The organism is Streptococcus sp. 20925_1_24 (genome assembly GCF_041432335.1).
GTDB classification, from domain to species: Bacteria; Bacillota; Bacilli; order Lactobacillales; family Streptococcaceae; genus Streptococcus; species Streptococcus mitis_BM.
Genome location: NZ_JAPVZM010000018.1, coordinates 17,491 through 40,423, shown reverse-complemented (window position 1 = coordinate 40,423; position 22,933 = coordinate 17,491). Strand labels below are relative to the sequence as shown.

Annotated in this window: 17 protein-coding genes; 1 reads left to right on the top strand and 16 read right to left on the bottom strand. The window is 36.5% G+C overall.

All coding sequences use genetic code 11. The features are described 5' to 3' along the window. Positions 1-42: 42 nt before the first annotated feature. The 5 genes from O3650_RS08960 to O3650_RS08940 are packed head-to-tail and all read right to left on the bottom strand — an operon-like array spanning position 43 to position 4,741. Positions 43-903, bottom strand: coding sequence for a YihY/virulence factor BrkB family protein (locus O3650_RS08960; protein ID WP_371491964.1), 861 nt, complete (start codon positions 901-903; stop codon positions 43-45). A gap of 27 nt (positions 904-930) precedes the next feature. Then, entirely contained in the window at positions 931-2,985 is a 2,055-nt protein-coding gene (locus tag O3650_RS08955; RefSeq protein ID WP_261053802.1) for a sodium:proton antiporter, read from the bottom strand. 11 nt (positions 2,986-2,996) lie between these two features. Next, positions 2,997-3,251 carry a hypothetical protein gene (locus tag O3650_RS08950; protein ID WP_000361085.1) on the bottom strand — a complete coding sequence of 85 codons (255 nt, stop codon included), beginning with the start codon at positions 3,249-3,251 and terminating at the stop codon, positions 2,997-2,999. After that, entirely contained in the window at positions 3,244-3,801 is a 558-nt protein-coding gene (locus O3650_RS08945; protein WP_371491960.1) for a class I SAM-dependent methyltransferase, read from the bottom strand. Before O3650_RS08945 ends, O3650_RS08950 begins: the two co-directional genes overlap by 8 nt. After that, complete coding sequence (locus O3650_RS08940; protein WP_101785922.1) at positions 3,785-4,741, bottom strand: TIGR01212 family radical SAM protein; 957 nt, start codon at positions 4,739-4,741, stop codon at positions 3,785-3,787. Before O3650_RS08940 ends, O3650_RS08945 begins: the two co-directional genes overlap by 17 nt. Positions 4,742-4,832: 91 nt before the next feature. Between O3650_RS08940 and O3650_RS08935 the strand changes: the two genes are divergently transcribed. Continuing rightward, positions 4,833-5,192, top strand: a complete 360-nt coding sequence (locus O3650_RS08935; protein WP_101785921.1) for a DUF3397 family protein — start codon at positions 4,833-4,835, stop codon at positions 5,190-5,192. Positions 5,193-5,266: 74 nt separating this feature from the next. On the opposite strand, the gene O3650_RS08930 is transcribed toward O3650_RS08935, so the two are convergent. The 11 genes from O3650_RS08930 to vncR all read right to left on the bottom strand — a co-directional run bounded on the left by O3650_RS08930 (position 5,267) and on the right by vncR (position 22,914). Further along, complete coding sequence (locus O3650_RS08930; protein WP_101785919.1) at positions 5,267-5,578, bottom strand: hypothetical protein; 312 nt, start codon at positions 5,576-5,578, stop codon at positions 5,267-5,269. Positions 5,579-6,065: 487 nt separating this feature from the next. Continuing rightward, complete coding sequence (locus O3650_RS08925; protein ID WP_371491958.1) at positions 6,066-12,638, bottom strand: S8 family serine peptidase; 6,573 nt, start codon at positions 12,636-12,638, stop codon at positions 6,066-6,068. Between the two features lie 781 nt (positions 12,639-13,419). Next, positions 13,420-14,205: an ABC transporter permease gene (locus O3650_RS08920; RefSeq protein ID WP_084925846.1), complete on the bottom strand. Its 786-nt coding sequence runs from the start codon at positions 14,203-14,205 to the stop codon at positions 13,420-13,422. A 1-nt stretch (position 14,206) separates the two neighbouring features. Next, positions 14,207-15,025: an ABC transporter permease gene (locus O3650_RS08915; RefSeq protein WP_371491956.1), complete on the bottom strand. Its 819-nt coding sequence runs from the start codon at positions 15,023-15,025 to the stop codon at positions 14,207-14,209. Position 15,026: 1 nt separating this feature from the next. Then, entirely contained in the window at positions 15,027-16,019 is a 993-nt protein-coding gene (locus O3650_RS08910) for an ATP-binding cassette domain-containing protein (protein WP_001240787.1), read from the bottom strand. Between the two features lie 296 nt (positions 16,020-16,315). After that, the gene (locus O3650_RS08905) at positions 16,316-18,202 is read right to left on the bottom strand and encodes a DNA recombination protein RecN (RefSeq protein ID WP_261083498.1); all 1,887 of its coding nucleotides are present in this window, start codon (positions 18,200-18,202) and stop codon (positions 16,316-16,318) included. Then, complete coding sequence (locus tag O3650_RS08900) at positions 18,203-18,676, bottom strand: hypothetical protein (protein WP_000889685.1); 474 nt, start codon at positions 18,674-18,676, stop codon at positions 18,203-18,205. It lies immediately after the preceding gene. Further along, the gene (locus O3650_RS08895; RefSeq protein ID WP_261083497.1) at positions 18,660-19,640 is read right to left on the bottom strand and encodes an ABC-three component system protein; all 981 of its coding nucleotides are present in this window, start codon (positions 19,638-19,640) and stop codon (positions 18,660-18,662) included. The genes O3650_RS08900 and O3650_RS08895 overlap by 17 nt, the downstream gene beginning before the upstream one ends. A 270-nt stretch (positions 19,641-19,910) precedes the next feature. Continuing rightward, complete coding sequence (locus O3650_RS08890) at positions 19,911-20,792, bottom strand: class II fructose-bisphosphate aldolase (protein ID WP_261083495.1); 882 nt, start codon at positions 20,790-20,792, stop codon at positions 19,911-19,913. A gap of 140 nt (positions 20,793-20,932) precedes the next feature. Then, positions 20,933-22,261 (bottom strand): sensor histidine kinase VncS, encoded by a 1,329-nt coding sequence (gene vncS, locus O3650_RS08885; protein WP_261083494.1) that lies wholly within the window; start codon positions 22,259-22,261, stop codon positions 20,933-20,935. Next, positions 22,258-22,914: a response regulator transcription factor VncR gene (vncR, locus tag O3650_RS08880; RefSeq protein WP_261029624.1), complete on the bottom strand. Its 657-nt coding sequence runs from the start codon at positions 22,912-22,914 to the stop codon at positions 22,258-22,260. Before vncR ends, vncS begins: the two co-directional genes overlap by 4 nt. Positions 22,915-22,933: the final 19 nt, after the last annotated feature.

The following is a 22,933-nucleotide window of genomic DNA, read 5'->3' as shown; positions in this document are numbered from 1 at the left end:
AAAAACTTGATAGTATGCGTTTTGCTATGGATAAAAAATGAGTTAATTTATTCTAAAGCTCGGATCTTTCAAACTCTGGACACTGGCATTGATAACCGCGCCGACAATTAAAATCTTAGCGATGAGAATAAACCAGAACATCATGACCACCACGACAATGGAACTGAAAAAACGCACGTCCACAAGGTGATTGACATAGTTGTTAACATAGACTGAAAAGATATTGAGTAGGAAAACCAGAGTCAACAAGACAAAGGCACTACCTGGCAATACATAGTGAATTCGTCGCACCTTAACATTGGGCAGGAAATAATAAAGCATGACCAGGATGGCAAAAATCAAGGCATAGACCAAGGGACCTGTTAGGTCTTGCAGAAAATCAAATAGGAGACTATCTGATTTCCAGTAACTTTTGATAAGGTTGAGGAGCATGCGACCAAAAACACTCAAAAATAGAGCCAAGGCAAAGAGAATCTGCAAGCCAAAACTGACAAACAAACTCATGAGCTGATGGGAAATCATCCCACGATTTTTTGCAACTCCGTAAGCTTTATTAAAGGCTTTCTGTAGAAAATTCATGGATTTTGAAAAGGTCCATAGGGCTGACAAAACTGCAAAACTCAATAAGCCCGTTGAAGGTTGGGTCAGCACTTCTGTAATAATCTTTGCCACCACATCATACATGGTATCGGGCAAGAATTCATTGACAACCTTTAAAAAATTAGAAACTGGAATTTGAAAATAAGGAAGGATATTGACCACCACCAAAAGCAGGGGGAAAATTGAAATCAACCAATAGTAGGCAACTGCGACACTGGTCAACTCACTATCTGAGGTTTGATAATAATGCAAAAAGGCTTTTAATAGAGGCTTGTCTATCAGCTCTTTCCACCACTTCTTCATGTCATACTCCTTCACTTATAATCTTGATTAATTTCTTCTTACCAATTCCATCATATCATAAGGCAGGGTATTGGCAGCTTCCTTCAAGGAATAGTTCTCTAAGTTATTGACATTTTGTCGTAACTTCTTGGCATACTTGGTTGTAATCAATCGTTTCTCTTCATATTCGAAAATCAACTTGCGCTCTAAGTAATACCCTCTCAGCATTTCATCGATATTGTTGGGCTTAACACGATTGATAACCCGTTCGACAAAGGCACCACTAGTGATAATAGCTGTTTCACGGAGACGAGAATCCTGCATGAAGCTAATCAAGGAACTCTTATAAACCCCTTTAAGGTTCTCCAAACTTTCGATAATCATCTCTGTGTTTTCTAGATAGAGCTCTGCAATTTGGTCATAGTCAAGGGCTCTGAGTTTCTGTGATTCTTCATTTTTCCAACTGCGGAAGGTCTTACCAAAGGTAAAGACTTCGTGAAGGAGAAAACGTAAAATCCGCAAGGAAACAAGGAAATAATAGGTCAATCGTGAAGCAAACTTGCGATTGATACTTTGTTCCATGTTTTTCAAATAACGTTGGTAGACTCGATAGGCACGCTCACTCATCTTGTCCTCTTCGTAAGCCTGTTCCAATCCATCACTCTCAATACTGAGGATGAGAAGTTTCAAGGCCTCCCAGTCTTCTTGAGCCCCCTTGTTTTCTTGATTCAGGATAAGGTTCTCTATTCGTCCATGATAATTGTCAATAGCCGCATAAAGGGGAAGTTTATTTTTAGTGTCTTCCAACTCTTTTTCCAACTCTAGCGTTACTTCATTCAAAATGGCGATATGCATGAGATAGTCCTTGCTTTCTTCCTGTTCATCAGAAAGATGAGGCAAGACCAAGAGACCGGTTAAAAAGCTTACCAGCGTCACACCTGCGACAAGGAAAAGTAAGAGAGGATACTTCTGTTCTAAATCACTTGGTATCAGAAGAATCGTAGCAATCGACACGGTTCCCTTGACACCTGAGAAGGTCAAAAGAAGCATGTCCTTCATATACTTATTTAGCTTTTTCTTGAGGCGTCGTGTTCTGTAGGCATAATAGCCATAGATCATGACAAAACGAATAGCAAAGAGGACAAAGGTAAGGGCTATAAGAGATACCAATAAAAGTAAGGGATTATAGATTGGATTGGTCAAGATAGGTTCTGCTATCATTTCCAACTCCATCCCTAAAATCACAAAGACAGAACCGTTTAGCATAAAATTCACTGTATGCCAGACCGTCTCGGTCACCGTATCCACTTGGGCTTCGAGTAGCGTAATCTTCTTAAAACGGCTTGCCTTTAAAATACCAGCAACCACGACGGCAATAATCCCTGAAACGTGGACTTCTTCTGCCAGAAAGAAGGTCACCAGGGGCAAACTCAATTCTAATAAAAGTTCGCTGGCAATATCCGTTGCTCGTACACTAAGTAAGAAACTATGGAGGAACCGGTTGGTCATGGCTGTTAAAAATCCAATTAAAAAACCGCCTAGGATTGAAAAGATGAGCGAACTACTAGCTTGCCCAAGGGAAAAGGCCCCAGTTGTCCAAGCTGTCAAGGCTACCTGAAAGGCAACCAAGCCAGAAGCATCATTCAAGAGTCCTTCACCTTTAAGAATATTGGACACGCGCTTAGGAAAGCTAAACCGCTCCGAAAGAGAGGCAAAGGCCACCAAATCCGTAGGCCCAAGGGCTGCCCCAACAGCCAAGCAAGCCGCCAAGGGAAGACCCAGCCAAAGAAGATGGGCCAAACCACCCAAACTCAGGGTCGAGATGAAAATCACTGGAAATATGAGATAGACAATGATTCGCCAGTGTTTTAAAATAGCTGTAATATCCGCTTCCTCCGACTCTCGGAAAAGCAAGGGCCCGATAACCAGGGCCAAAAACAACTCTGTATTGAGATGAAAGTCGGTATTGGGTAAAAAGAGACCAATCACGATTCCCAAAAGAATTTGCACCAAAGGAAGAGGCAAAAAGGGCAGGAGCTTATTGGTTGTACTTGAGACAATCAAGACCAGTAAAAATAGGATGAGGTAAATCAGTAATTCCACGCACGACCTCCTTAATCTTTTTTACAACAGGATTCAAATATCTCCTTCTGCTCTTTGATTTTTTGGTCAATCTTGGAACAATCCTTGTGCTCAATTTTTCTCTGGCACCGTTCCATTTCAAGAGCAACTAATTTTTTCTTGATTTTAAGCATTTTTTTGCTCATATGTGCTTGGTCTAACACACCCACCGCTCGTTCGTGGTGGGTTGATTCAACAAAATTCTGGCGCATGGCATCCAGCTTTTCACGTAGGTATTGTTTATCCATGTCTATATCTCTCTAATTTTTCAATCATTACTAAAAATGGTGGATTATTGACTTGGTTTAAAGTTCGGTAAATTGCAACTGTGTACTCTTGTTGGTTCAACTGACTGACAAAATCCAAGACAGCATCTTTCTCAAGGTCGCCTCCTTCATGCCCATAGTAGATCATAATGGCAATCCGTCCACCTTTGACAAGTAAGGCACACAGCTTTTCTAATGCTTCAATCGTTGTCTGTGGTTTGGTGATGACAGACTTGTCAGCTGATGGCAGATAGCCCAGATTAAAAATCCCTGCCTTGGCTTCTGTCACAAACTGGTCCAGTGTCTCATGGCCTTGCACGATTAACTGGGCATTTGTCAGTCCAGCCTGGTCCAAACGTTCTTGCGTCTTTTCCAAGGCTTGCTCCTGAATATCAAAAGCATAGACTTGCTTGGCTAGCTTGGCCAGAAAAAGCGTGTCATGGCCATTTCCCATAGTCGCATCCACTACGATATCCTCTTTTGTAACTACTTCAGCCAAAAAATCATGTGCCATCTCAAGTGGTCTTTTCATTTTCAAACTCCTGTTTTACAGCCTTGCATCCTTGAACACTTCCACGACGTCGCATTTCAGTTTCAATAGCATTTAGCACTTCCCATTTATTGAGGCTCCACATAGGCCCAATCAGCATATCTCTAGGTGCATCTCCTGTGATTCGATGGATAACGATATGCTTGGGAATGATTTCCAGTTGATCACAGATGACCTTAACATATTCGTCCTGACTCATCAACTGTAAACGTCCTTCGTGGTAATCTCGTTGCATACGAGTATTTGTCATAAGATGGAGCAAATGCAGTTTAATCCCTTGAATATCGTTATCCGTGACACAGCGACGGACATTTTCAATCATCATCTCATAGGTTTCACCAGGCAAGCCATTAATAAGATGGGAAACAATCTCAATCTTGGGATACTTTCTCAAACGCTTGACCGTCTCCACGTACAACTCATAAGAGTGGGCACGGTTAATCAGGTCAGAGGTTGTTTCATAAGTGGTCTGCAAGCCCAATTCAACCGTCACATGCATTCGCTCCGACAACTCAGCCAAATATTCGATGGTTTCGTCTGGTAAACAGTCTGGGCGTGTTCCGATATTGATTCCTACCACACCTGGCTCATTGATAGCCTGCTCATAGCGCTCTCGGATGATTTCTACCTTTTCATGGGTGTTGGTAAAATTTTGAAAATAAACCAGATACTTCTGAACATCCGGCCACTTACGGTGCATAAAGTCAATTTCCTTATAAAATTGCTCACGAATAGGCGCATCCGGTGCTACGATAGCATCTCCAGAACCTGAAACTGTACAAAAAGTACAGCCTCCATGAGCCACAGTCCCATCACGATTGGGACAGTCAAACCCCGCATCAATAGGGACTTTAAAGGTCTTTTCTCCAAAGAGTTTTCGATAATAATCATTCAAGGTATTATAAGATTTCATAACTTTCATTATAACAAAAATCACCCACAATCTCAAAAGCCTGACTTTCCTATAAATTCCTCTGTTTCTCGTTTCCTTTAGCAATTTTTTATGATACAATATGGATATGATTTTAATGAAATTAGCATCTATTTTATTATTGATACTGACTTTAGTAGTCTGCATCATCATAACCAAACTTTTTAGATTAAAAAAACTAGGACGAAATTTTGCGGATTTGGCCTTTCCAGTCTTGGTATTTGAGTATTACCTGATTACAGCTAAAACCTTTACCCATAATTTCCTCCCTAGACTGGGCCTAGCCCTCTCACTCCTAGCCATTATTCTCGTTTTTTTCTTTCTTTTGAAAAAACGTAGCTTTTACTATCCTAAATTCATCAAATTCTTCTGGCGTGCAGGATTCTTAGTAATCCTTGTCATGTATATCGAGATGATTGTTGAATTGATGGCTCAGAAATAAAAAACTAAATCAAAAACACCTCAATCAAACTGAATACAGTGATTGAAGTGTTTTTTTCTTTATATACTTTTTCATCAATTCCTATTTTCTTTATCAGGAAATAGAGAGCCAATACCTACACAAGCTAGCACACCTGCTCCAATCACCAAGCCACTTGAAATTGGCAAAAGGTCCAAAATTGCATTCGCAATAATAAAGTCAATAATCAAACACATCAGACTAGCCTTGTAATCCTTTTTCAAAAGATTCTCTAGAGTGAAAAAGAGGAACAAGCCTACCGGAATCAATGACCAGAGGTTAATGTCCAAAGTTGGCCAGCCAACAGAACCAAAATACAATACTGTCGCTGCTGCCACTAAAAATACAATCCCCAATATTTTTTTCATTTCTTTATCTCCAATTTCGTTTTTAGGAACTTGAGTTATCTGATATTGATGCCTCCCGTCCCTTACACAAATCATTATAGCAGAGGTCAGTTTCAAGAACAAGTTCTTTTGCCTATCTGGTCTCTATATCGGTCTAAGTGGTTGAATAATAGCAATAAAATAAGGAAGCAGGTGAAAAACTTCCTTCCAAATAAAAAGGAATTAAGCAACCAAACGCTACTTAATTCCTTGAAATTGTCTCATCACCTCCATTAACCTTTAAATTTTGATAGACTCTATTTTCTAATTAATATGACCAATATTGTCAATACTAACCCTTTCAATCAATTCATTAGTTGTCAAAACTAAGTCCATTAATAAATCCAAAAAGAGTATCAATAGTAAAGTAAACTAAATAATTGAGTTATAAATGGCTATTTTCACAAAATTGTTTCATCATCACACTATCTAATCTCAGTACACAAACCATTTTTCTATAGCTTTTGTCTTAATCTTGATCTTTTTTCTTCAATCCAAGAAATGCACCTACAGTAAACATTATTCCGGCAACTAATGACGTGAAGACTTCGCTAACTGTTCCGGTTTTTGGCAACCTATCATTGTTAGTAGTTGATTTACTATCAATATTGGTATGTTTATTATCTATGTTCTCTGGTTCATTAAGATAAACTTCCTTCTTATTTTCAAAGTTTTTATCATTTTCATCAGGAACTGTAACTTTGACATCCTCAGTTGAATCAGATCTTTGACTTTCATCTAATTGACTATAATTTACTTTTACAGGAACTGTAGCTGTGACATCCTTAGTTGAATCAGATTTGTGTGAATGATTTTCTCTTTGTAAATCCTCCTTTTTGTAATTTTCATCTAATTGGCTATGATTTGCTTGCACCTTATCTTTCTTTTTCGATACATCAAAAGTAGGTTTATTTTCCTCCTCCTTTTTCTCCTCTATTTTCTTGAATACAGGTTTTATAAGGGTATCTTTTGATACATTAATAACATAGCCAGCGTCTTTTTTCCCTTCGACACCAGAAATTTCCCAGCCATCAAATTGATAGCCTTTTTCTAATTCCCCCTTATAGACAGGTAAAATAAAATCTTCTTCCGACACTATCGTTGAACTCATTTCTTTTCCATTTTGAATGGTCACAGTCACCGTATGAGCTTTTAATTCGCTCACCTCTCCCGTATCTTTGTTTAAAATGAATTCTTTTACGGTCGTATTTCTTGCAAAATCTTTTACAACAATCTTAATGTTTAGTGTCTTATCTGTTAGTTGTTTAATATCATCAAATGATTTATATTCTTTTCCATTTACATAAATATGTTTGTCTTGAATCTCACCATCGAATCCATTATTTCTTTTATCATTGATGTTAAAGACTACAGATTTGCCATCAGCATATTCAATACTAGTATTTCCCTTAGGATCAATGTTTACTTCTGGTTTAACATTATCATATAAAAATTGATAGTGTACTCCAACCGCTTTCGCGTTCAAATCGCTATAGCCAGTTTTAAGATAAACATTTCCATCCATATCTGTTACCTTATCTGGGAATCCGTTTGCTTTATAGTCTTTCATTCCCCAGTCCATGATGTCACCGTCTTTAACATTAAGCTTAACGTTAAAATCTCTAGTGTTATCAATGTGTAAATCTCCGTAGATTAAATAATTATCTACAACAGATTCATTAACTCTCAACTCCCAGTTAAAACCACCCTTATCAGAAATCTTACCTCTTAAATAAAATTCTGGATTTCGTACATAAATTTTATTAGATTTAGATGGATTAAAGTAGTTCTTGTCCATTGAAAGGTTTACTGGTTTTGCATCAATAAATAACGTAGAGCCATCTTCTTTTATAGCTTCTACATTGGACTTATCCTCTCCAGTGTACTCTTTATCATCTTTACCAAATAATACAAGTTTAGAAGGATCTGTTACAAGATTTCCATCTTTATCGATTGCCTCCCCTTTATCGTTCATTTTAAATCTAAACACTTGATACCTTACAATGTTAAAGCCGTCCAAAGCCGACATTAATACTGATTGAGTACTTCTTCCATCTTCAACATTTCTACTATCAGCATAAATTATTTTTTCTGAAAGGACTCTTAGATTAGGATTGGTCTTTTGGATTTTTGCTATATCTTCCTTGTTATATACTCCATTTCCTTCTAACATATCCGTTTTTCCAGGATTATAGGTAGTCACTTTTAGTGCATAGCCTTTTCTTAGAATAATGTTATCTTTTAACAGATATTGTTGTTTTTCTGAATCAGAATAGATTTTACCAGATTCCATGTCCGTTAAATTGTTTGGTTTGTTTTTTGAAAGATCTCCTTCTCCTAATTCTATTACATTCCCATAACTTGATGCATACGGATATTCTGTCTTAGTTTCCTTATTTTTTTCAGGCATTCTAATCTTCGTTTCAGCTTTTATCTGATCATCATCTTTCACAAAGAATCTCATATCTCCTGAAAAAGCTAATCCATCCACAATATCATTAATATTAGCGTATAAATCAAATATCATCGTTTTTGAGTGGGAATCATACTTGGTCGTTTTGATTTCTATCGATTTATATTTATTACCATAATATACCTTGGCATTTTTAGAAACATTACTTATCTTTCCAAGAATTTCAAAGTGTCCATCTTTAGATGGGCTTAGAACACCATAAATTTTTGATTTTATTTCGTCAAGTTTTTCAGTTTCATATTCTAAGGCACTACCATCGTCATAAGCAATGATATTTCCCTTATCATCATATTTATAATCGTATTCCTCTGTTCTCTTACCAGTTTCACTTGTAAAGTCATCAACTTCTCTAAATTTCTTTTTAATGAGTTTCTTCAAGTCTTTACTTTCAAACTCTCTAATTGTTGAAATAGTTTTATGAATAGTCAAGCTAGATTTTTCTTCGATAGACTCTTCATTGTCTTGATGATTTTCTTCCTCAGTTGTATCTTTTTTAAGACTATCCTCTTTTCTATTTTCTAAATTTTTAAATTTAGATTCGGAAATCTCGCCAAGCTTTTGGTATTTAGATGAATCTTGATCAGGATCTACTAGATAATAGGAAATCATCCCCTTTTCATCAGCATGATCAGCAAATTTAATTCTATGAATCTTTGTGAAATTGCTAGAACCATCTAATGCAATGACTTCAATGATTTTTCCTCTTAAATCTCCTGCACCATTAATTTCATAAATGGTATTTCCATCTTTGTCAAGTTTTCTGTTTCTTCCTTGACCCTCACCTGCATAAGTTACTTCAAGATTTTTCTCAACCTCTCCATCTTCATTAACCAGAGCGGCGCCAGCATACCAAACTTCGTTGGCAATCTCGTCAAATTTTTCAGGATGTTCTTTTTGATCTCTCGCAAATAGAGTTTCATTCTTGTATTGATCTTTTACCTTGTGATAAGTATCCTTTGTGATCAGCTTAATTTTTTCAGGATTTGAAAAATCAATAGAAACAATCTTAGGGGCTGTATTATCAATTTTTACAGGAATATAGGAAACCTGCCATGGGTAATCCTTGGTTAATCTATATTTAAATTTATAGAAATATTGACCTTCTGCAATCGGTTCAAATTGACCTCTTATCCTAGTAGCTGGATCTTGGTTATCCTTACTCTCTGGTGCATTTTCTTCTCTACCTCTAGGGTTATAGATGAGTCCATCCCATTTCAAGTCGCCCCAAACTTTTAGCTTAGAAGATTTGATTCCCTTTGCATCATTTCTTTTAGAGTTTAAAATTCCTTTAACAAAGTGTTCTCTCGAAATGACTTTTAAGTCTCTTTGATTTTCTCCCTCTTTATTTGTATTTACTATTGAAATCATTCCTTCTTCTGCACTTCTTAATACAAGTGGAGAAGGTGTTAATCCTCTCTCAAGTTGAGCATCTTGAGGATTTCCATTTGAATCTAAAGGATAAATTTTAGCAATATTAGAACCACTTGATGATGGTGCGTTGATCCCTTCGTTATTGAAAGCAAATAATTCTGGATTTTGATCTAGGGATGTTGTATTTTTATCTTTTCTATTTTGTATAACTCCTGCTGGATTAAATTTATCTATACCATGTTCTCCACCAATTCCCTTATTTAAGGTTCCTGGAATTTTTGGTTTACCATCATCATCATAACCTTCCATTGTTTTTGATTTTGAACCTTCTTCCCAGGCCCATTTATCAAGAATTGGTTCGTGGTTCCAATTCCCAGCAAATCCCATTAGAGGCATCGATAAAGAAGGTTGGAAATTTATTTTCTTCCCATTGGAGTTTAGAGCTTCCATTTCTTCCACTGACTCAAAATGAATAAATGATTCTACAAATTTATTTTTATTTTTAGCCTCTCCAACGTTTATAACCGCATTTAAATCAAAGCTAGAATTTGGGCTTATAGTGAAAGTATCATGCTCAAATGTGATATTTGCTCCTTTGATTTTTTCTGGGTGGATTTCTGGAACAATTTGCTTACCATCTGGAGATTTTTCGTCTTTGTATGTTTCATCCAGTTTTAGTCTATCAGTTAGAGCATCTGTAGTTATCGCTGATGCTGAAACTTTAAAGGTTAAAGGTCTGTTTGATGTATTGTGAAGCTTAATTGTAAAGTATTTTTTATCTCCTTTTATTTCTTTAAGAGAAATAGAACCATAAGAGTTTACCAAACCTTTAGAATCCGTGTTTTTGAAAGTCGCTACAACTTCATTTCTCAAAGCATTGGCAACATTAATTAGCCCTGCCCCCTGTTGTCTAGGTGATGCAAAGTATTGACTTTTTTCTTTCCAAGAAGTCGCATCCATCATAGGTCGTGCAGTATTTTGTAGGGCTATTTTTGTAAGACTTGTAAGATCTATTTTGTCATCTCCCTTAAGATTTTTCAAGGCAGGTCTTTCAAGCATTTCCTTTAACTTTGGTCTAATCAAAACAGTAGAAGCTGCCACGATAGGAGTTGCCATACTAGTCCCTGACATATAACCATAAGTTGATTTCCCATTAATGACATTAAGAGTAGATTTAATATTTTTACCAGGTGCTGAGACATCAGGCTTTAAAAGTAAATCTGTTCTCGGTCCCCAAGATGTAGACCCTGCTGGAACTATGATATCTTCTTTATAGAGTTCTTTGTCTGTGTCAGGTGCAAACTTAAAGTCAATCTCTTTTTCGTCACCTACATTCGGTTTATTAGAATTATAGCTTGCCATATCAATTGGATAGTATTGCTCCAATTTATTTTTAAAATCTTCCTTATTATTTCTTTTGACTTCAGTTTTTTTATCAGGGTTAATCATGTTCCATAGCTTTACACCATCATCTCCTGAAATTGAAAACACTTGACTAGTAGTTCCTTCATCCTCCTCATATCCCATAGCTGGAAGCTCTGTCCAATTATCTCTATTGTAGTAATTTACAGTATTTACAACCATAATGGCGCGTGCGCCCTTATCCGTAGCTCTTTTAAAAGCATTTTTTAAATCCTTTGTATAAATTCTATCCATTACTGCAATTTTGCCCTTAAGATCCAAACCTATCAAATCTTGGTCTTGACCCTTGCCTATATATACAAATTTCAATTTATCAGGAGCTTTTGATCCATCTTCATTTGTTGTGATTTTATTCTTATCGAAAAAGGCCCCTATATTTCTGTATTTAAAATTTTCTCCACCTATGTTAACTTTATCAAACTCAACTGTTTGATTTTTAGCAGATGCGACTGCTATCGCATCTTCATGTGCTGCAGTTCGTGTTACATTTCCAGTGTCGGTCATTTTCAGATTATTATTTGCCACTAAATCCCATGAAGAACTTGAAGCAGAAGTCGCATAGTTACCCGTAGCTACAACCATTGGAATTCCTGCTTTTCTTAACGCTCTAATAGCTTCCCAATATTTCTCACCTACAAGACCTGTTCCTGTAAAGCCTGATGATACCGAAACAACATCGACATTGTGTTTGATCGAATCTTCAATAGCATGAAACATTGTTTCATCTCCTGCGAAGCCAGATCCTGCGTCAGAGTACATTTTATAAGAGAAGATCTGTGCATTAGGAGCAATTCCATCGATTCCGTTAAAGTTTTTAATATCTTTTTCAGTATCATTTCCCGCAAGAATCCCTGCAATATGCATCCCATGTGGATCAAAATAATCGCTTCCATCATCAGCTTTTTCTACAGTAATTTTACCACCATTATAATAATTGAAAGCATGAGGAATTTTATCACTCAACCAGAAATTTTTATCAGTACCCTTTAAGTCTTCTTTTTTAAATCTCATTGAGTCTTTGGCATCATCATCGATTCTCATAGCCTTATGCCTATAATCTGTCCCCGTATCGATATTTGAAATAACCATACCTCTGCCATCAAAGTTTTTCCCAAATGGTGCATTGATAGATTTTAGGTAATCGATTGCCTCTTCAACTCCAATTTCCTTTCGGGCATGATTCATCATCGGTTGGACTTTTTGTGATCGTTCAACCGATGAGATACCTTCTATTAGTTTAATCTTATCCAAATTATCTGGAGTTGTTTCTATTGCAACACCATTAAAAACCGTATCATAAGTATATAAAACTTTTGTATCCTTAAGATTGGATAATTCTTTGATTGCTTTTTCTCCAGATTCTTTATCTTTAAATTCAGCAATATAGACAAGTTTATCCTCTTTTTTGGGACTTTCTGGGTCTTTACTTGCAGACGAGTCCGCTTTATCTCCTTGGGATTGATTGGAATTTTCTTCTTTGACTTTTGCTTCTTCATTGCTAGTGTTATTGTCTATTACAGGATTTTTACTAACAACTTCTTTTTCCTCAATAATTGTTGTTTTCTTTTCTTCAGTATCCTTTGAAGTTTCTATAGCATTATGAATATCTTCAAGTTTTTCTTTATTTTCGTTTTGTTTACCTACTACTTTTTCTTTATCAGATATTTTTAAAGAATCTTCAGAATTAGGTGTATCTGCTAGGATTACCTCATTAGGGACATATGCTGCTAAAATAACTGCAGCTGTGGTTAATGACAATACTGTACTTTTTTTCATTTTAATTCCTTACATATTTATTTAACTTCCAATAGATAGAAAACTTTAACTTTGCTAGCCTTTGTTATAAAAAGTTTTACTAAGTATTATCTAGGAAATAGAGTAGTGCATTTATATATAATTGTTAACTCTCTGAAAATAGTATATCAATTAAAAAAATTTAAGTCAAGAAAAATTAACATGCATTAATTTATTTTTTAATACGTATTAAAAATAAGATTAAGTCAAAAAAATTCGTAGTTAACTGGGATACATTATAAGCACATTCACACCATCAAAAATAGTAGCAATCAACTTAAAGCACTAGCAACATCACAAAGTCAAACATCATTGATGAAATATCAGCGCTATTAAACAATATAAATAACCGCTAAGAATAAGGCTTAACGGTTATTTATATATAAATTTTTCAGATATTCGGGCATTTATTCACCTAGGAGCTAAACTTTACGAGTGCCTTGCTCTACCAACTGATACTCAATGAAAATCAAAAAGTAAACTAGGAAGCTAGCCGCAGGTTGCTAAAAGCACTGCTTTTAGGTTGTAGATAGAACTGACGAAGTCAGCTCAAAGCACTGCTTTGAGGTTGTGGATAGAACTGACGAAGTCAGTCACATATATACGGCAAGGCGAAGCTGACGTGGTTTGAAGAGATTTTCGAAGAGTATAAGCTAAATCGGCGATTACACTTACAATATAGCACTCTGAGAATAAATGTCAAGGAATTTTCTTCTCTATTAGAAAAAGCCTGTCCTGAGACAAGGCTTTGAGTTTCTTCATCTTAGGACCCAGCACTTTCATAAGAATCCAAGCCCCTGTCCCAGAGTTTAAGGGAAATACCAAAAAAGACAAGGGAAATCAACATCAAACCTCCGATGTTAAAGATTACATCCTTGTCCTGCAAGAAATAGCTGGCAGGATAGTAGGCCGTAAAGGCAAAAGGCACGATAAAGCTAATCAACCAACGAAGAAATGAATTGTAAATGGAAATTGGATACTTGGCAAAATCATTAAACATATAGAAAATGTAGATCATGGCGCCTGACTGCTTGGTCCAAAAAGCAATACTGGCTGTCGCAATTTTCAAGGAAGTATAAATCAAGGTCGCAAATGGTATGCAGACTAGGAAAAGCAGGAATTTTGGAAGAGTCCAAGCAATACTAGTCACTGTTGTTCCCAGTAGGATCCCACCGACCAAGAGTTCTCCCAAGGCATCAATCTGAAAGGTCTCAACTAAAATATGAAAGAGAGGATTGATAGGACGTGTCAGATACTTGTCAAACTCCCCTTTTCGCACCAAACGCTGTCCCAGTGCCCAGAGATTGTCAAAAAAGAGATGGTCCAACCCCTTAGGAATCAAGGAAAAGCCATAGATAAAAGCAATTTCTTGAAAAGTCCAACCTTCTAGGGATGGGATGTGTTGAAAGATGACATTGAGAAACAAGAGGTTCAAGCCTTGGGTCAGAAAAACTCCCAGAACACCAACTACAAAATCCACCTTGTATTCCATGATTTGCTTGATATATTGTCTGATAAAAATCAGATGCATACGCTGATATTTTTTCATACTAACCTCCCTGAATGGTAATGAATGACTGGACTCGTTTCCAAATCAACTGAGACAAGCCCACCATCACTAAGAGCCAGAAAAACTGCAAAGCGAGCGCCTGAATCATCTGACTGGCATCGTATTTCCCAACGATAATCATGACCGGAGTGTAAATCAAGGATGAAAAAGGCAGGAAGGATAGAATATCTGAAACAACCTTTGGAAAGAAGGCCAAGGGAATCAAACTTCCAGACATAAAAGCCACTATGGAAGTCTTAAGTAGGTTGGAACCCCAAAGATTTTTAAACACAAAGGCAGAAAATCCAAAGCAGATATTAAAGAAAAAGTTAATCAGATAGGCCAGCGTTAAGCTAAAAAGATAAAGGACTGTTAATCCTAGCACCTCTACAATATCTTGACCCGATATGATTTTCATCAAGACAATGACACTTAAAAATGGAAGGCCAACGCTGATAAAAATCAACCACTTGGAACCAAGCTCGGTAAAGAGGTAAGAAGCCGCAAAATGCACCGGTCTCAACAAGCGCATGATGATAGAACCATCCTTGACCTCCTCCCCAATCATAAAGGACGAATCTGACCTAGTCAGAAGATTGGTCACAAAACTCATAATGATGTAGAGGGTGATATCTGCCATACTAAAGCCCTGAATCAAAGACTCCTGGGAGGAATCAAAGACTGCCCTCCAGAGATAAAAAGCCACAAAAGCACCCATGACATCGCCTATCCGATAGAGAATAAAGTTGACTCGATAGGTGATCAGCTCCTGAACACCTGCATTGATAAAGGGTTTATAACGTCTCCACAATTTGACCATCTTAGAGCTCCTTTCGATAGAAGCGACGGATAATATCCTCGATATCCGTATCCACCATCTTCAAATCGCGGATTTCAAAATCAGACAGGGTTTGCTTGATAATATCAGCTGACTGGTAGCGAGAACTATCGAATTCAATATTAAGACTATTCCCTTGTCTATCAATTGTCATATCTGAAAAGCCTTCATAGTGAGAAAGGAGATGACTTTGACCTGGTAGCAGTTCAAAGGAAAGAGTCTTCATCTTGCCAAATGTTTCCTTGAGCTGGCTCACCGTTCCATCAAAAATCTCCTGCCCCTTGTCTATCATAAAAATCCGATCACAAAGTTGCTCAATATCACTCAGATCATGAGTGGTCAAGAGAATAGTAGTTTCTTCCTCCTGATTGATTTGGGTAATAGCCCGACGAATATTATCCTTGACCGAAACGTCCAAACCAATGGTCGGCTCATCTAAAAAGAGAACCTTGGGATTGTGAAGCAAGGAAGCTGCAATATCCGCCCGCATGCGCTGCCCCAATGAAAGAGTCCGCACGGGGTCCTTGATAAAGTCCTTCAAATCCAAGACTTCATTCAAAAAATCCATGCGCTTATGAAAGAGCGAGTCTGGCACATCGTAAATCTCTTTTAAGACAGTGTAGGTCTCTTGCAGAGCCAAATCCCACCATAGCTGGGTACGTTGTCCAAAGACCACTCCAATATCCTTGACATAATCTTGACGATTGTCCTGTGGAATCTTGCCGTTAATCCGACAAAAACCAGATGTCGGTTTTAAAATCCCAGTCAGCATTTTAATGGTTGTCGACTTCCCAGCACCATTGGCCCCGATAAAGCCTAAAATCTGCCCCTTAGGAACCTCAAAGGTCAAATCTTTGACCGCTTCAAAGGTCTGCTTTTCAGGATGAATGAAGGAGCGCAAAGCACCCTTCAAGCCCGGTTCCTTAACAGTCTTCACAAAATTTTTCTGAAGATGTTCCACTTCTATCATTGCCATATCTATCTCCCTATCGCAAGGAATAGCAACATTGTATTTTTGACTACAAATATTCTAAATCCTTAGTTTCTATACCTTCTACATTTTATTACTACAAAAGGCTTTATACCAAACTATTATAATCCAATAAAAAATAGAATGCAAGCGTTTGCCTAAAGTTTATAAAATTAGAGATTCCTCTCTTAAAATAATACTTTTATTCAAAAATTCTGGTTTAATAGTCTCCTTAAAACACCAAAAAACCCACCCAATGGGCAGGCTAGATATTTGACTGAAAATAAACAATCTGAAATATATTAAACACGACCATAATCATCAATCAACCCATCATGACCATCAGAAGAAAATTCTTTAACAATATAATCCAGTGAAAAATCTGATGGATAACCATTATTTACAACAATTAACTGAAAGTCATTTTTACATTCTTTTCCAAGCTGAAGAAAATAATTAATTATAGATTCATATATTTTTTCGTCTCTAAACTCTGTACTTGTCGAGGAAGCCCCTAAGTTTTTCCTAGGAGTATCAATCATCAACAATCCTAAATGGTTACCAGTTTGCACTTTTGAACAAATCATTATTGATAGGTAATATGCCATTGTTATCAGAGTCACAGCTCCTAAACTACCTAAATCACTGTATTTACGGCCCCTCACATAAGGTAAATAACTCTTTGTATCAATATAGGCTTCATATAGATTTGGAAACTCAAAAGATGATAATATAGTTGAAAATGTTTCAGACAGTTGTTTCAACTTGTCCTCTTTGGCATCCTTATATTTTTGTCGTTCAATTTGTTCTTCTATCCCTTCAACTTCTATCCTCTTTTCAGAAAGCAACATTTCCAACTTTGTAAGTTCCTCAATAAATTTCAGGCTCTCATTTAGAGATTTCTTTTCTTCATATAATTGACCGCTTTTAATTGATAGCAAACTAATTTCTGTAGCCAAGGGATTTATATATTGTCTGGTTAAACGATCTAACTTCTCTTCATCGGAGTTAATATTATCCTGTAATTTGTTTATTTCTGAGCCTACTCTAATATTTTTTTCCTTTTCTGAATCAATATAAGTGTGAAGCTCATTTTTCTTTTTTGTAAGTTTTTTTCGTTCCTTTTTCAAATCGTTAATTTCAATTACAATATCATCCATATTCTGATGACACAATAAACAACTCGCTTCTTCGTGAAGTGAAATCGGTCGTAAGCAATTTGGACAATACAAGTATTCGTATTTATTAATTGCTTTGATACCTGCTATCTGTTCATTAACTTTTTCAATATCAGAAAAATATTGATTTTCTAGTAACTGTAATTTTTGTATATACTGTTCTTGATCTGAAAATTTATTTCTTAGATTACTTAACTTTTCTTTTTGAACACTAATAAATACTACCAATTCATTGACATCATTTCCCACTTCTATTTTCAGAATATCCGATTTATATTTTTCTATTTTAGAACTAATCTCCCCTAGTTTAGAATCAATGTCAACAGATTTCTCTTGCACTGTTTCATAATCCTCTATCTCTGCCGTTTTTAGAAATTCTTTTACAGCACCATATCTAATCTCTTTTACCTTTAAGTTCTCTTTTTTAATTTTAAGACTCTGTTGCAAATCAGCTAGTAAACTATCATAGATATCTAAAATAATCTCAAATGTTGCTTTTTCTTTTCCATTATGCACCCAGTTCTGCTCATTAAGAATGTTTTCATTATCAATCTTTGTCTGTTTTAAATATGAAAATTTAAATAAATCTCTAAAACTAAAATCGTCTCCTCTAATGGTTAAATTAGTTAAATTAAGTTTCGATAACAAAAAGTATGATAATGATTTTTCATTTGAAGGAGCATCAATTTCCAAGACACGCGCTTGTGCAAATTTTTCTTTGACTCTATCGTAAGTCTGTAACAGAACAGGTTCTTTAAAAGCTGACAATGGTCTTTTAATCTTATATAGATTCTCTGATATATAAAATTCCAATTCCACATCCGTACAACTTTCTCCAATTTCAATATACGATTTATGATTCTTTTTTCCAAAAGCATAATCTATTAATTCTAGAATTGCAGTTTTTCCTGTTGAAGTTGGACCTGAAATATAATTCAATCCTTTATGAAAATGAACCTCATAATTTTTTCTAACACCTATTAATCTGAGAGTCTTTAACAATAATTTCATTCAATTACCTCGTATACAATCTAATTTACTTTGTATCATCATTTGTCCTGCTGACGTTGACTTATTTAACACGTTAGAAATTATAAAATCACAAGATTGTAGTATCTTACTCCAATCTATCCCCTTTTCACTAAATAATTCAATAATAAATTTTTCTCCTTTATCTGTAATGGCATATCTGTTATTCAAAGAGTTAAATGTAATAATATTTCTAGCTAATAAATCTGCAAGAACTGCATTATACAGTTTATAATTAGGTTTCCAATGGAAATAGGAGTACTTTATATCAAATCTTCCAACCTTTATTTCATCAGAGAGTAATTCTGGAAATTTTAGAAAAAAATCACTAATAATCAACTTTTCTTGAGTTGTATCTTTCTTGTGCTCTTTTCCTAAAATATTCAATAGTATCGCAACCCTATTTCGGGTCAAACAATATTCTTGAAAACTTATGTTCTCAATTATCTCCAGCATCTTTTCCCTCCATATACTTATCCAATACTTCTATAAAATTATCAATCCATCCTAGTTTCTTATCGTCAGCAAGTTGATGTAAGATGCCCTTCTTAGCTAATAAATTAAAATCACTTATCGGGCTTCCTAAAGTACTAGAATCTAAATCTTCGATTCTAAGATAAGTTTGATTTATTAAACCATTACCATCATTAGGATGTTTGTACAGACGATATTGGGTCTTCCAAATAGAATGTATCTTCTGTCTTAAATTATCATACTGTTTTTTCCCATTGATGTCATCTTTGCTCAAAGACTCATGTCTAGCAATTTCTGCATTATAAAAATCAACTTTGAAATCATCAACCTCGGCTATTTGTGCACTCTTCAACATTGATATAAATATAGTGTCATTGTACATTTCTGAGATTTCTTCTATCTCATCTTCTCCATATAATATTTCTTCGTAAACCCTTTTATTACTGGCTTCAATAGACATTTTAATCTGTTCTAAATCATTTCTGATATCATCATCAAATGTTGATTTATAACTACTACATTTCTTAAATTCTTTTAGTAAAAAAGCTCCATCACACAACTCTATCTTTATTTTATGTTCAGCCTTCATTTTACTTTTCCATCTTGACCACCATAATAGCTCATTTATATTTAAGCCTATTGGTACACATAAATACCAAGAAGAAATATTGGGATGCTTGGTAATCACTTTTCTAAACGATTCTCTAATTTGTTGTTTCTGTGAATCTTCAATCCCATCAATAAAAAATTTACACTGATAAATTGATGGTCTATCATCTAAGTCACCAACTAGAACATCGATGCCATCATCTCCTTGTGATACCGTAGTCCCCTTCACTAAAGGTCCAAATTCTTCTTGAAATATCTCAATACATATCTTTTCAAATTTTTCCCTTGCTCCTGGTAATGTATATTTAGCGACTAAATATTTAAAATCATATTCCATCAAATCACTCCTTAAATAATTAATCCTCAAATTAGAAATAATCAAACATAAAAAGTAGTACTATTATTTTATTCACTTCATAAATCTATATTATAACCTCAATATTTATTTGTCAATAAAAATATCATATTATCCATAACAAATGTTATATTCTAAATTTCTCTAAAATCAATAATTAGTAAATAATACTTACATAATCTCCAAATTAAATCATTGGAACATCAAAAAACCCACCCAATGGGCAGGTTCTGTATGTATTATTCAGCTAGATTAAGCTTTACCTTCTGAACCGAATACGTCGATACGTTCTTCAACTGATGCTTGGATAGCTTTTACACCGTCAGCCAAGAATTTACGTGGGTCGAAGAGTTTTTTCTTGTCGTATTCTGCTTCGTTTGCTTCGTAGTCACGAGCAAATTTACGAGTTGCGTTAGCGAATGCGATTTGGCATTCTGTGTTAACGTTAACTTTGGCAACACCAAGTTTGATAGCTGCTTGGATTTGTTCATCAGGAATACCTGAACCACCGTGCAATACGATTGGGAATCCAGGAAGAGCTTCTGTCAATTTTTGCAAGTGATCAAGGTCAAGACCTTCCCAGTTTGCTGGGTAAGGACCGTGGATGTTACCGATACCAGCTGCCAAGAAGTCGATACCAGTTTCAACCATTGCTTTAGCGTCTTCGATTGGAGCCAATTCACCTTTACCGATGATTCCGTCTTCTTCACCACCGATAGTACCAACTTCAGCTTCTACTGAGATACCTTTAGCGTGTGCTTTTTCAACAACGTCATTAGCCAATTTAAGGTTTTCTTCAACTGGAAGGTGTGAACCGTCAAACATGATTGAAGTGTAACCAACTTCGATACACTCAAGTGCATCTTCGTAGTGACCGTGATCAAGGTGGATAGCTACTGGTACAGTGATACCCATTGATTCAACAAGGTTAGCGATCAAGTTGCGAGCAACTTTGTAACCACCCATGTATTTAGCAGCACCCATTGAAGTTTGGATCAAAACTGGAGCTTTTTTAGCTTCTGCTGCGCGCAAGATAGCTTGAGTCCACTCAAGGTTGTTTGTGTTAAATCCACCAACTGCATAACCGTTGTCACGAGCTGCTTGGACAAATTTTTCTGCTGAAACGATTGCCATTTTATCAGGCCTCCTGTATATTTTTATGGGTCATCCCATTTACATTGTTCATTTTATCACTTTTTGACAAAAAAATCTAGTTTTTCCCGCAGTTTCAATTGAATTTCTTCTAGCTTCATCTATGTAAACCCTTTCTCTGCCTAGTCTTGGGCAACTTTTGGAAAAGCTATGAAGAAAGTTAAACGATTCTCCTGCATTTCAAAACGATAAGCTAATTTTTCATGTTCTAATAAACTTTTAACAACAAAGAGCCCCATCCCAGACCCCCTGGCCTTGCGACTGGCATTATCAGAAAAAGACTGGGCCAGTTTTTCTTGTTCTTCAGGACTACAGCTATTCTCGATAAAAAGTTCCCCTTCTCTTTCACCAATTCGAACCAAGCCACCTAGAGTGGAGTGCTTGATAGCATTGCTGATGAGGTTAGAAAGAATCAACTTCATCACAGATGGATTTAGATAAGCCTGCTGATGGTTCAAACTATTATCAATCTGGAGTTCTCTTTCCTTGGCTAGTAAGGCATAATCCTTAACCAGACTTTGCGTCATCTGGTGTAGGTCAATTGTTTCCCTATCATCTCGTAATTCCTGCACAGAAGAGAGAGAAAGTATCTGGAGAATGTGGTGATTGAGCTCATCCACAATTCCTAAAGCAACTCCCAGATAGTGATCTCTATCCTTATAGCGACCGACATTTTCTTTCATGTTTTCGATCAGGATTTTCAAACTAGCCAGAGGTGTTTTCAATTCATGAGAAGCTCCACGTAAGAACTCAACCTTCATCTTCTCAAGTTGGAGAATAGCTTCATTCTTGTCATGCAAGTCCGCAATAACAGTCAAAAGATGCTGGTAAAGGCTATTGATTTGTTCCTTGAGATCACCAATCTCATCCTTAGAATCCACACGTAATCGCACTTGGGCATCCAAAGCCATCATCCGTCGGGTCACCCGCTTGATTTCCAAAATCGGGGCAACAATGGTCCGAGCATAGATGTAGGCCACCAAGAGAGAAATCAAAAATGATGCCAGCAAGGTATAGGGGAGAAACTGGAGACTGATCTGCTCCGCTTCCTTTTGCAAGTCCATGGACACTATAAACTGGATAGTCATGGTGCCACCATCTTGCGTTTTCACCTCGCGCTCCTCGATAAAGAGGGAGGTGGTCTGTCGGTCCGTGTCCAGAGGAAGACTTTCCTTGACTTCTAACTTGTCCTCAGTCATCTCTCCCTTGACTGCTCCCTTGATATCACTGGTCTGGGAATACAGGTCTAAGACTTGCTCGATACTCTGCCTATCCTTCCCTTCTAGGGACTGAGCAATGGCTGTTGCCTTCTGACCAATGGTTTCCTGACGGTGGCTCAGATAAGTCGAGGGAAAGAGAAAATAAATGGCTAAATGAAGACAGATAACCAGAACACTAAAAATCGAGAAGGTATAGAGAAATATCTTTGTAAACAAACCTGTTCGTTTCATTTTCGCTCCAATTTATAACCAACATTGCGCACAGTGAGGATGCAGTCCAAATCTAGCTTTTTCCGCAATTCCTTGATATAGACATCAATAACACGGTCAAAGGGAACCTCATCTGTCGCCTTCCAGACAGCATCAATAATCTGAGATCGAGTCAAGGCCCTTCCTTCATTTTTAACCAAATAATCCAGAATTTCCAACTCTTTAGCATTGATGGCGACTTCTTGACCTGCGAGGCTGGCACTATAGCTCTCAAAATCCACCTTGGCATCCTTATAAGAGAAGATTCGTCCTGTATCATAGTAGCGCTTGAAAATCGCGTCCACCCTCACTTTTAAGAGGGAGAGGGAGAATGGTTTTTCCAGATAACCATCTGCTAGCGAAGCAAAGGCACTCATCTTGTATTCCTCATCTTGAAAGGCTGTTAACATCAGGACAGGAACCTGGCTGGTTTTACGAATCTCAGCTAGGACTTCTAGACCGTTGAGCTTAGGCATCTGGATATCCAGTAAAACTAAGGCTACTTCATAGCTGGAAAATTTTTCTAAGGCTTCCTGACCATCCGCCGCCTCAATAGTTTCATAGCCACAATCCGTCAAATAATCACTGACCCCCTCACGGATCATCTCTTCATCTTCTACAATTAAAATTTTCATACTTTAACTGCTCTCTATT